Source organism: Lactococcus sp. LG1267, assembly GCF_017309545.1.
Taxonomy (GTDB): Bacteria; Bacillota; Bacilli; order Lactobacillales; family Streptococcaceae; genus Lactococcus; species Lactococcus petauri.
Genome location: NZ_CP071295.1, coordinates 1,073,336 through 1,085,895, shown reverse-complemented (window position 1 = coordinate 1,085,895; position 12,560 = coordinate 1,073,336). Strand labels below are relative to the sequence as shown.

Here is a 12,560-nt window from a genome sequence, read left to right as displayed (position 1 = left end):
ACTACACCCCTAACTCATCAAAATAGGCTTGAAGTTGTTTATTCGCTTCTGCTATTTCTTGATCAATTGCTTGTAAGTCTTTTTTAACACGGTCTAAATCTATTTCTGGTTCTTCTTCAAACGTATCCACATAGCGAGGAATATTTAAGTTATAATCGTTCTCGATAATTTCATCAAGAGTTGCTAAGTGACTATATTTTTCAATTTCTTTTCGATGAATTACCGTATCTGTAATCTTCTCAATATCTTCAGGACGTAGTTTCTTTTGATTTTTCAGCTTCTCAAAGTCTTTACTTGCATCCACAAATAGAATATCAGAGTTAGAACGATTCTTCTTAAGGATTAAGACACATACTGGAATTCCAGTATTCAAAAAAAGTTTATCCGGAAAACCAATAACTGCTTCAATTTGATGTTTGTCAATCAAAGCTTTTCGGATACGTCCTTCTGCTGCTCCCCTAAACAAAACACCATGCGGAAGAATTATTGCTACTCGCCCGCTGTCTTTAGTGTGATATAAACAGTGCAATAAGAAAGAATAGTCCGCTTTTGTTTTTGGTGCAATTCCATATTCACGGAATCTAGGATCATCTTCCCGGTCTTTATTATTCCAATGGGCTGAATAAGGTGGATTGGCCATAACTGCATCAAACATTCGAGGAGTATCTTTACCTTCAATCACTCCATCTGGCCAGTCGCTTTCTAGAGTATCCCCATGATTAACCTGAATATCATTGTATTCAATGTTATGCATCATTAAATTCATTCGAGCAAGGCGATAAGGTGTGGCATCTTTTTCTTGACCAAAGTATTTAATTGCCCCCCGCTGATCTGAATGTTTCATATAGCTTGCTGTTGTTAACAAGAGTGAAGCTGAACCTACCGCTGGATCATAAATAGAGAAATTTTCTTCATTTTCTTTGCCAAAGGTTAAAATACGAGCCATGACATCTGAAATTTCTTTGGGCGTATAATACTGCCCCATATCTGAAGCCAACACTGTCGCAAATTTTTCCAACAAATACTCATAGATATCTGAGACTGTGTCTCCCTCTGTAGAAAAATCAAATTCAGGAGCAGAGAGTAATTCAATCATAGAAATCATCACACTAGCTCGAGCTTGCGCATTACTTCCTAAATCAGAACTATCAAAGCGCATCCCATCAAAGATTCCTTCAAAATCTCCTTTAGCTTCAAAAGCAATTTGCTGATTAAAATGGCCGAATGTATCCGAAATCATAGGGATATTAAATCGGTCTTCATGAATTGCGGTTTCCCAATCTTTAAAAAATTCGTTAGGCTGGATAGCATAACCTAACTTCTGCTTCATATACTCTAATGCTTTAGCGGGATCTTGTCTATAAACATTTTCCCAAGTATCTCCTCGTAAAACATCGTCAAGCCATCGTGTAGCCTTTTCTGATAAGTATTTATAAAATAATAAACCAAAAATATAATCTTTATATGCTGTTAACCCAATCTGTCCTCTAGTTTGATTCAAAAGGGCCCACATTTTATTTTTTTGTTCATTCGATAACGCCATGTTATTCGCTCCTTACATCTTGCGAGTTTTAATAATTCTTTTTTATAATGAATTGAAGAAGTCCATTAATGCCGTCTCAAATTCGGAAGCACCGAAAAAGGTTAATTCTTCCTCTTCTTCAATAATTTTAACAATCTCTGATAATTTAGGATTGTCTAACAGACTATGCCCTGGCAAAAATAGTTCAAAAGCTTCTACAATTCGATTGCCATTTACTTTTTGATTTGCCGCCCATCGACGTATTTTTAACTCTTGTCGATCAGATCGGTTTTTCTTTCTTGTTTCTTCCAAGCTTTGTTTCGTAAAATGTTGTTTAATCTCTCCAGATTCAATATCTACAATAATATCCTTAATCTCTTGTTGGCTGGCTTCATCCATAGGCAAGATATGCTTTTCAATTGTAGCTTTATTTTCAGGTGTTTTATTATCTATAAAGAGATTCAAGAGGTCAACCAACCAATCATAGTCAATAATTTCATGGTCATACAAAGCCAAACCAACTTTAATTTCAGTAAGATCTGGGCGCTCTTTTTCTGGTAACTTTTCTCTTGCATCATTAAGTCTAGCCTGCAAAGCTCCAAACTCCTCAAAGCTAGAAATATCGAGGCGAACTTTTTCACCAGTTGATTCTCCTTGAGAATCGAGTAGATCAATTTCAGTCCCTAATTCATAACCTTGTTGAACCAAACGTTGAATTTTGTTTTGTGTTTCTAATCCTAGCATTACAAACTTCTTCAAGTTCTTTTCACCACGAGGAATTTGACTAAAATCATCGCCAGCGAGTACTTTCAGTTCTTGAACAGCAGGCGTTAATTTTTTGATTTGATGACTTTGAGGTTCTGCTAAAATATTGTCGTCTTCTAATGATTCAACACCCTCATTTTTAGAATCTTCATCTGCTTCTTGAAGGGTATCATTCCCCCCACGAGTATAAATACGAAGCGCATTTTCTACAAAAGCCTTCATTTGTTCGCCCTGACGATAGAACCGGACTTTTCCATGAGGTTTACTATTCAAGTTGAAAGTTCGATTTGTCCGAGACATTGCTTGGATTAACATCCCCTCTTTGAGTTGCTTATCCATATAAATCGTATTAATAAATTTTGAGTCAAAACCTGTCAATAGCTGATCAGAAACAATTACCAAATCTAAACGCTCTTCATCCTTACCTTGATTATAAGGTTTTTTACGAGCCAGTCTTTTGGTAATATCAATCATATAAGCTCGTGCAGGGTCTTTTGCATTTAAAATACTAGGAACGTTGAAGAGTTCACTATACTCTTTTATTGCCTTTTTTAAGGCCTCGTTTTGTTCTTTAGTTCCAGGTTTATTGCTCTCATCACGTGAAAAAGTCATTGCGACTTTTAAATGAGGGGCCATTTCTTTGAAAAGATTATAGTAATGGACTACAGCTTGTTTTCCTGAAACAGCTAACATAGCTTGGAAAACATTTTTTTCACGCTTCCCAGCAGTCAAAGCTCCACTTGATGTCTTATCCCAATTATCCAAAATATCTTTTACAACTTGTTCACGATAAACATGACTTTGATAAACTTCTTTTTCATAGTCTTGTTCCGAATAATTTTCTTCAGGATGTTCAATTACAATTGTAGGATTAAAGTAAGTGATATCAAACCCTAAAACATTACCATCTCCAATCGCATCTTTGATGGTATATGTATGAAGCCTCTTGCCAAAAATATCGTGTGTGGAAATATCTCGAGTTGTTTGAACATCGTTGACATCGTCACTATAAAAATTAGGAGTACCCGTAAAACCAAACCAAGTCGTTTTTTGAAAAGCTTTTTTAATAAGCTGAACTGATTCTCCATTAGCACTTCTATGTGCTTCATCCATAATAATGACATTTCGATCAGCATTCTTTAACCCATTTTTTACTGCTTGTGTTAATCCTTGAACAGAAATTAATAAAATTTGTGAAGAACCTTTGCGTTTTAACTCACGTGCTAGTTCTCTACCGTTAACTTTTTTTATTCTATTTTTAAATTGAATATAAGCAAAGTCTTTAAAGTTTTCTAAAGTTTGGTCCACCAAATCAACACGGTCAACGATAAACAGAACATTTCTTACCTTAGGAGCTGATGCAAGTAATTGCGCAACTTTAAAAGAAGTAACAGTTTTCCCAGAACCTGTTGTATGCCAAATATAGCCTCCTTCTTTTTGAATAAGGTCATTACTTTCCATTTCTTTCATTCTTTGCAAAATGGCCCGTGTTGCTTGAATTTGATAGCTTCGCATCACCATTAAATTACTATTAGATGCATCTGGAATCATGTTCACAGTCACTAAGCGATGAAGCGCTGGGATGCCTAATACCTGATGCGTAAAGACAAATGCATCCGTAATATCCTTCTGATTCTCATCTCGCCAACCAAAGACAAAGGTTTTATTATAATTTTCAAGACTATTTGGACGAGCAAAATAATTGGCCGAATGCTGACTCATGATAAATTGAACTTGCACAAAAGCAAATAATCCTTCGTACAAACCATCACCATGATACCCTTTTAATTGTTCAAAAGCTCCCCACTGATTTTGTAAGTGTTCATCTTTTTCTTCAATGTGTGCAACAGGAATGCCATTGATTAGGAGAGCTACATCTATGATTCTTTTAGTTGTTAGACCTTGAGGTAAATCATCAAAAATTACTTGATTTACTACTTCATATCGTGATCGACCACCAGCAACATCATCTTCATAAAAAATTTCTACTTCTAAGTTTGAACCATCATCTCTTGTAATTGGAATAGATCCAACTCCCCCTGCACCAACTAAAAGAAGCTGAGCATCATAAGGTGTTTTTATTCGTTGAACTTCTTGTATCACTAATGAAAATTCAACATCAGACAAAGGTTTACCGTTTAATTTATAAGCATTAATTTCATCGAGTACTTCTCGCCAATGACTTTCTAACGTCTTAATCGGTACATTAGATAAATCTTTACGATATGTCCACCCTTCTGCTTCTAGCTTTTTGATTAGAGCCTCTTCAAACTTTGCTTCTGCCATTCCATACTCTCCCTAAAAATTATACTCAGTATTCATCTTTTTTATTTTACCTAATTATCGGTATTCTATGACAAATTTTGTTAACTTATGTTTTATTCATAACATCTTTTATTGCTAATATTCAAATAATTGGATGTATACTATAAAAGTAGACAGAACTTTATGTGTTATAATCTGTTTTAAAAGACATGAAAACGAAAGGACATCCTATGTCAAAATCTAAACGCTACGATGAAGAATTCAAACAATCCCTTGTCAATCTTTATCAAACTGGAAAAACTCAGTCTGAACTCTGTAAAGACTATGGTGTATCTCAAACAGCACTTTCTAAATGGATCAAACAGTATTCTCAAGTTAAACTCGAAGATAATTCTGTACTTACTGCCAAACAAATACAAGACCTACAAAAACGTAATGCACAGCTTGAAGAGGAGAACCTCATCTTAAAAAAAGCAAGTGCCATATTCATGCAAAACTTAAAGTAAGACTCCTCGCTGTCTATCGGTTACGCTTTGAACACGCCACAACAACCTTGTGTCGTGTTTTACATGTCAATCGTTCTACTTACTATAAATTTTTAAAACATAAGCCCTCAAAAAGAGAACTGGATAATCAAATTTATAGAAAACAAATACTTCAAATTTATACCAAAGCAAACAAAAGACTTGGTGTGAAGTCTATCAAGGTCATTCTTCAAAGAGACTATGATACAAAAATCTCTGAAGGAAGAATTTACCGTCTCATGAAGAATATGGCGCTCCCTAAAATGGCAACCGTTAAGCCAAAACGCTCACTTAAAGAAGTTCAAAAAACGTACCCTCAGAACTTACTCAAGCAAGAATTTAATCCTGACCAACCAAATCAAGTATGGACAACAGACTTCACCTATATTTCTATCGGATATAAGAAACATGTCTATCTCTGCGCTATACTTGATCTCTACTCTAGAAAATGTATTGCTTGGAAACTCAGTCATCGTATCGATGCAAAGTTAGCATGTGACACTCTAGAATTAGCACTTAATAAAAGAAAGATTGAAGGAACACTTCTCTTCCATTCTGACCAAGGTTCACAATTTAAGGCCATTGAATTTAGAAAAATAATTGATGACAATAATATCATGCATTCTTTTTCTAAGCCTGGATATCCTTATGATAATGCCGTTACTGAAGCATTTTTCAAGTATTTGAAGCATAGACAAATCAACCGAAAAAATTATCAAAATATGAAACAGGTTCAATTAGATTGCTTTGAATATATTGAGAATTTTTATAACAATTACAACCCACATTCGGCTAATCTTGGACTCACTCCTAATCAGAAAGAAGAAAATTACTTTAATTCAATCAATTAACACTTTTTTCTGTCTACAAATTTGACATTAGTCCAAATATTGTTCATTTATAAAGTTTATAATAACCTAAAAATATACTCAAAATAAGTATTTCAAAAAGAAAGAATTTTAAACAAGTGTTTTTATTTCTAATTAAAAATTTTTTATAATATTAAACTTTGTAATACATCCTTCTCAACATTCGAAAGTGGTAATTTATTTTTTATTTTTATTAAAAAGAGAAATTATGATTGGTGCAGCAGTTAAAACAGCACTAGCAGCAACAGCCAACGCATCTTTATTGGGAACTTTATCTTTTAATTTCCTTGAATGTTCTAGACAGAATAAAGAAGTTTCTGAATGTGTATTTTTATTACACTTTAGGTATTTACACTTTTTTACTTTTGCTTGTTTCATTATCACCCTCACTTATAGCTATGTTTTTATAATTATCAATCAATGTCTGGATTTTATTCGAAATTCCATTTGTGAACTCACAAATATTGCCGTCTTCTCCTGAATGACCATTATCAATTAACCATGCAATTGAATGACCTTCTTCATTCTTTTTTAACAAAACTTGGTTTAGAAAGGCACAATAGTTAGTCAATGTTGCAAACAAAGAGTCTTCTTCGTGAAGTACTGTATAGGCAATCAAATTTAATTGAACAGATGAATTTAAATATCCAAGAGATGATTGGATAAAATTTTCAATTCTCTTTGCATCTTTACTTTTTGTCTTAGGATCAACTAATGCCAACCCATCTTGATGGATAGAAAATGCAAGTTTAGCAATTGTGTTATTATTGCTTTGAATGGCGCTTAAAAGTAAACTTTTTTGGGTGAAATCATCTTTTGATGATATTGCCTCAATAATCAATTGCCTTGCAGAAAAAAATCCTGAGAATCTATCATTATATTGTCCAAGTTCAACACGCTGAATCATTTGATTTAGATTTTCAATTCCTTCGGATATTGAACTCAATTGACCCTGTATAGCAGACAATTCAGGTAAATTCCCTAAATCTTTTACTGTTCTTTTATCTAAGTTGAGGTAACCTCTATTTTCACCTGTTTTCGTATCTTTTATGACACCATATATTTTACCCGTCTTTTTTCTTATTCCTAATGCCCACTCTCCGCTTTTGATATTTTTCTTAGCCATATCAGATAGGTTCGCAACGTATTCTACTTCATTTTTTTTTGATAGCTTACTAACTAACTTAGCATTTGATACATTCGAAAGTACACTTCTTCGGATAGTATCTGTTATGTTTTTGGAAGCTTTCTGTTGTAGAGGAGCTAGTGAAAATGATGAAAAATCATAACTATATAAATTAATGTCAGTAGCAATCAAAGATAATTTATCATTATCAGGCAAATCAATTTCAAAGTCATTCAAAATTTTATCTCCTATTATTAATATTTCTTCTGTTTCAATTTTATTCCACACATCTATTTTAATATAAAATTAAAGAAAAAGTAGAGTTTAATCGTTGAAAAGCTATTTTTATTTTTCTGTATGATATACTGTATTACTTCGATCAAAAAGATATCCATCAATTAAGTAAATATATAATCAAATCAATCATAGTACTTTCAATTTTTTAAACAAAATTAATGTTTTACACCATGACATTTATAAAGTAAATGATTACTGATAATTAGAAATAAACAGCCTTTATATACATCTTATTTTATTTGCACGGTCAATTTCAAATTTAAATTTCTCAAATACATCTCTAATATAGGAATAGTCTTTAGTATACAGTCTTATTATATTAGAAAACAATTTATTTCCTGGTTACTCTTTGCAATTATAAATTATTCTTTTTTTCATAATAATTCTAGAAAAAATTTAAAAAAATCTACAATTTTCATTGAATTAAAATATATCTATAACCACGGTAATTAAAATATTCTAGGCATTTCAATTTTGAGTATGATAAAATATTAGAGTTGTCCTTTCATTAGTAGATAAAAATATATTAAAATAGGAGGAAAAATTGGACACTTTTAAATATATTAAACCAAAACTGTTTAGTGTTCTTAAAAATTATTCAAGAGAGCAATTTGCCAAAGATCTTATTGCTGGGATTATTGTCGCAATAATTGCTTTACCACTATCTATTGCTTTAGCAATTGCATCAGGAGTGAAGCCAGAACAGGGACTTTATACAGCTGTCGTTGCAGGTTTTTTTATTTCATTTTTAGGAGGAAGCCGTGTTCAAATCGGAGGACCGACTGCTGCATTTGTTGTTATTATTTATGGTATTATTGCTCAATATGGAATGAGTGGGTTAACAATTGCAACCTTTCTAGCAGGTATTATGATGATTCTGATGGGGGTTCTCCGCTTCGGAAACTTGATTAAATTTATTCCCAAAACAATTACCGTAGGATTTACACTGGGTATTGCAATAGGAATTTTTTCAGGACAGCTAAAAGATTTGTTCGGACTTGATATGGGAGCAGTTCCAGCTGAATTTGTTGAAAAATGGGTAAGCTATGTACAGCACTTCCATACAATTCAGTGGCCAACTTTAATGATTGGGATGCTTGCTTTACTTATTCAGATTTTTTGGCCACATGTGTCTCAAAAAATACCCGGTTCACTTGTTGCTATTATAGTGACAACAGCTATTGTCAGTTTCGGCCATTTATCAGTGGCTACGATTGGTGATTTGTATACCATCAAGGCAGGATTACCCACACTCACAATGCCAAACCTATCCTTTTCTTTAATTCGCCAAATGATTTCGCCTGCTTTTACTATTGCGATTTTAGCTTCTATTGAATCACTTCTTTCATGTGTGGTTTCGGATGGTATGATCGGGAGCCGGCATCGCTCAAATGCTGAATTGGTGGGGCAAGGAGTGGGAAATATGATGTCTGCGTTATTTGGCGGTATTCCTGCTACAGGTGCTATTGCACGTACAGCAGCTAATGTAAAAAATGGAGGACGTACACCAATAGCTGGCATAGTCCATGCATTAACTTTACTTTTAATTCTCTTATTCTTAATGCCTTATGCTTCACTTATCCCTATGAGTTGTTTAGCCTCAATTTTGGTTATAGTTGCTTATAATATGAGTGGTTGGTGCACCTTTATTTACATGCTGCGTAAAGCACCAAAGAGTGACATTGCAGTTTTATTAATTACACTTTTCTTAACGGTATTTTTTGATCTGGTTGTTGCCATTGAATTCGGAATGATTTTAGCAGCCTTCTTGTTTTTGAAACGTATGTCAGATGTTACTACAGTTCGTCAATGGGTAGATAAAGACAACCTAGACAACGAAGAAATTTCTGAAGATATTGATTTAAAACGGGTTCCCAAACATACCGTTGTCTATGAAATATTTGGTTCTTTATTTTTTGGCGCTACAACTGAATTTCTTAATTTTACACATGAGGAAGGAAAAAGGGTCTTGATCCTACGGATGCGTAATGTACCTGCGATGGATATTTCAGGACTTGAAGCTCTTGAAGAAACTTTTGAAATTTGTAAAAAGAAGAAAATGACATTGATCCTTTCTCATGTTAATGAACAACCCTATCATGTTATGGAAAAAGCTGGTTTTATTGAAAAAATAGGTCGAGACAACATTTGTAAAAATATTGATGCATCGCTTGAACGTGCAGAAAGCTTTGCTTAATTATTAAAAATAGTATGGGAAAAACAATAATATTTTACTACGATAGTTTGTTTTATGACTTTTTAATACAAATCAGCTTTTATTATAACGCAAATACATGCAGAAAAATCTCTCGAATAGAATTTCGAGGGATTTTTTCATCACCATCAAATTTACAAAGTAAAAGATTGCTGAAATCAAAAATCAGCAATACTTTATTTCTATGCCTTTTTTAGCCATAAATAACCTGAAATAATACAAATATTTAATATATATGACCATATGCAATTTTGTTTTTATCACATTCAGTATTATTGTGGCATTCAGTATGATTGTGGCATAATGTGCCTTTGTCTAACCAACGAAAAGTACTGTTTCTAAATTATTTCGGGAGTAGAACTTTCCCAGTAATAATATCCCCTTGTTTCTTATTCTGTTACTGGAGAAGTTTGTTATAGCACCAAACCTTTGTGTAAAAAATTAATTCAGGAAGCCATAACAAAAAAAGATTGCCTAAGCAATCTTTTTATTCTCCTAAAAATTCACTCTCAGATCCGTCTTTTCCGACGATTTTTACTAGTGTTTTTTCGGCTTCATTTAATGTTGTTTTGAGTTTTTCAGAAAGGAGCATTCCTTTTTGAAATTCAGAGATGGCATCTTCTAAAGCCACATCTCCGCTTTCTAGTTTTTTTACGATTGTTTCGAGTTCTGCTAAATTTTCTTCAAATTTTGCTTCTTTTTTTGTTGCCATATGTATCCTTTACTTTATTTCTGCATGAACGGTGCCATCACTCAAATCGATATTCACTGTCTCACCAGCTCGAACATCGTGAACACTCTTTATAATTTTACCATCATTCGCAGTTACCACTGAAAAACCACGCGCCTTGATCTTACTAATATCCATCAACAGAAGGGCCTGCACCAAGTTATCGACTTGATTTTTCTTTTGCTCATAGCTTTTTACAAAAGTGGGCACTAGTTTTCCTGATATTAGTTCATAGCGGTGTTTCTCACGACTCAGCTTGGTTTCAGTTAGATTTTGTAAACGGCTCGTGAGGTGATCGATTTTCTGAATATGTCCATCGTAGAGACGTTCCGGCTGACGAAAAACAACCGAATTGGATAACTTTTCCACCCGTTCTCTTTGGACCTTGATGAGATGTGTTACACGATTTCTCATACGAAGTTCTTGGTCATTTGACCACGCCAGCAAATCTAGTTTGGTATTAGGAGTTGCAAGTTCGGCAGCGGCTGTTGGTGTAGCTGCTCTGCGGTCTGCAACAAAATCCGCCAAGGTCGTGTCAGTCTCGTGACCAACCGAAGAAATAACGGGAATACGAGACTCAAAGATAGCACGAACGACAATCTCTTCATTAAAACACCAAAGGTCTTCGATCGATCCTCCTCCACGTCCAACGATAAGAATATCGATATCAGATCGATTATTCACTGCTTCAATATTTGCGGCGATTTCTTCCGCAGCGCCAGCGCCTTGAACTTTTGTCGGATAGAGTAATATCTGACTCATCGGAAAGCGGCGATTTACGGTAGTAATAATGTCTCGAATAACAGCTCCAGAAGGACTAGTAATTACTGCAATTTTTTTGGAAAAAAGCGGCAACTCTTGCTTCCATTGTGGATTAAATAATCCCTCCGCTGTTAGCTTTTTCTTCAACTGTTCAAACTTAACTGCCAAAGCGCCGATACCATCAGGTACAATATTTTCAATATTAATAGAATAAGAACCTGATGGAGCATAAAGACTGATACGCCCTGTTACAAGCACCTTCATTCCATCTTCAAGTTTAAAATCGAGCTTTTTAAATTGACCTGCCCACATCGTTGCTTGTATGACAGACTTTTCGTCTTTAATTGCAAAATATTGATGATTAGGTCGTTGGCGAAAGTTAGAAATTTCTCCGGTCAAATAAACGCGTTCCAAATATGGATCGCGGTCAAACTTTGCTTTTAAGTATTTTGTTAGAGTTGATACGGTTAAATACTCTGTCATGCCTTTAATCTTTCTAAATCCACTGCTTATCTACATGTACTGACTTGTAAATAAGTCTGGACGAAATTTTCTTTTTTATTTTACGGAGGCTTCTGCTGCACGTACAGTCTGTTCCATCAACATAGTGATTGTCATCGGACCCACGCCTCCAGGAACTGGCGTGATTAGTCCAGCAATTTCTTTCACCTGTTCAAAGTCAACATCTCCATGAAGTTTTCCATTCTCATCACGGTTCATACCGACATCAATAACTGTTGCCCCTTCTTTTACATCTTCTGCTTTGATAAAACGGTCTTGGCCAATGGCTACGACTAAAATATCTGCAGAACGTGTAAGTTCAGAAAGGTTTTCTGTGCGTGAATGCGCAATAGTGACAGTTGCATTAGCCATCATCATCAGTTGTGCCATCGGTTTTCCAACGATATTAGAGCGTCCCACAACAACAGCTTTTTTCCCTGCAAGTTCAACATTATAAGCACGGAACATTTCCATGATTCCTGCTGGTGTTGAAGGAATCATTAATGGCGCTCCGCTCCACAATTTACCCATGTTTATTGGATGAAAGCCATCTACATCTTTTTCAGGAGAAATCGCGAGTAAGACTTTTTCTTCTGATATATGTGAAGGCAGCGGCAACTGCACAAGAATTCCGTGCCAAGAGCGATCCTCGTTAAAGCTTTCAATAAGCTCTAACAGCTCCGCTTCAGACGTTGTTTCAGGAAGCCGAATCACTTCTGACTTAAATCCAAGCTTTGCAGCTACACGCTCTTTATTTCGCACATAAACTTGACTGGCTGGATTTTCTCCAATCAAAATGACAGCGAGTCCTGGCTGAATGCCTTGTTCTTTCAGTTTGATAACTCTATTTTTGAGTTCTTCTTGCATCTTTTCAGCAAGGGCTTTTCCATCAATTATTTTCATACTATTTATTATATCAGACTCCATAAATATGTGCCAATAGGTGTTTCGTGATTCGAAAAAATTTTTCGGGAACGTTCGTTT

9 protein-coding genes are annotated in these 12,560 nt (G+C 34.6%); 2 read left to right on the top strand and 7 right to left on the bottom strand.

The annotated features are described in order from the left end of the window. Position 1: 1 nt before the first annotated feature. Positions 2–1,543 carry a type I restriction-modification system subunit M gene (locus J0J33_RS05370; RefSeq protein ID WP_206888424.1) on the bottom strand — a complete coding sequence of 514 codons (1,542 nt, stop codon included), beginning with the start codon at positions 1,541–1,543 and terminating at the stop codon, positions 2–4. Positions 1,544–1,585: 42 nt separating this feature from the next. Next, a complete protein-coding gene (locus J0J33_RS05365) occupies positions 1,586–4,573 on the bottom strand; it encodes a DEAD/DEAH box helicase family protein (RefSeq protein ID WP_206888421.1) in 2,988 nt (995 codons plus the stop codon). A gap of 209 nt (positions 4,574–4,782) precedes the next feature. On the opposite strand from J0J33_RS05365, the gene J0J33_RS05360 reads away from it, so the two are divergent. Then, a protein-coding gene (locus J0J33_RS05360) for an IS3 family transposase (RefSeq protein ID WP_206889150.1) occupies positions 4,783–5,927 on the top strand; the annotation gives its coding sequence in 2 pieces (ribosomal slippage) (positions 4,783–5,014 and positions 5,014–5,927; 1,146 coding nt in all). A gap of 195 nt (positions 5,928–6,122) precedes the next feature. On the opposite strand, the gene J0J33_RS05355 is transcribed toward J0J33_RS05360, so the two are convergent. Together J0J33_RS05355 and J0J33_RS05350 are read right to left on the bottom strand one after the other, a co-directional pair. Beyond that, positions 6,123–6,323 carry a hypothetical protein gene (locus J0J33_RS05355; RefSeq protein ID WP_165706519.1) on the bottom strand — a complete coding sequence of 67 codons (201 nt, stop codon included), beginning with the start codon at positions 6,321–6,323 and terminating at the stop codon, positions 6,123–6,125. Continuing rightward, positions 6,295–7,308 (bottom strand): hypothetical protein, encoded by a 1,014-nt coding sequence (locus J0J33_RS05350; protein WP_242526909.1) that lies wholly within the window; start codon positions 7,306–7,308, stop codon positions 6,295–6,297. The genes J0J33_RS05355 and J0J33_RS05350 overlap by 29 nt, the downstream gene beginning before the upstream one ends. A 604-nt stretch (positions 7,309–7,912) precedes the next feature. Here J0J33_RS05350 and J0J33_RS05345 point away from each other — a divergent pair. Continuing rightward, on the top strand, positions 7,913–9,565 hold the full coding sequence (locus J0J33_RS05345) for a SulP family inorganic anion transporter (protein ID WP_206888418.1): 1,653 nt from the start codon (positions 7,913–7,915) through the stop codon (positions 9,563–9,565). A gap of 505 nt (positions 9,566–10,070) precedes the next feature. Here the strand turns inward: J0J33_RS05345 and J0J33_RS05340 are convergent. The 3 genes from J0J33_RS05340 to J0J33_RS05330 form a co-directional block, all read right to left on the bottom strand. Further along, positions 10,071–10,295 (bottom strand): exodeoxyribonuclease VII small subunit, encoded by a 225-nt coding sequence (locus J0J33_RS05340; RefSeq protein ID WP_014024456.1) that lies wholly within the window; start codon positions 10,293–10,295, stop codon positions 10,071–10,073. Between the two features lie 9 nt (positions 10,296–10,304). Beyond that, a complete protein-coding gene (gene xseA / locus J0J33_RS05335) occupies positions 10,305–11,558 on the bottom strand; it encodes an exodeoxyribonuclease VII large subunit (protein WP_165719470.1) in 1,254 nt (417 codons plus the stop codon). Positions 11,559–11,633: 75 nt separating this feature from the next. Then, positions 11,634–12,479 (bottom strand): bifunctional methylenetetrahydrofolate dehydrogenase/methenyltetrahydrofolate cyclohydrolase, encoded by an 846-nt coding sequence (locus J0J33_RS05330; RefSeq protein ID WP_061413403.1) that lies wholly within the window; start codon positions 12,477–12,479, stop codon positions 11,634–11,636. Positions 12,480–12,560 lie beyond the last annotated feature (81 nt).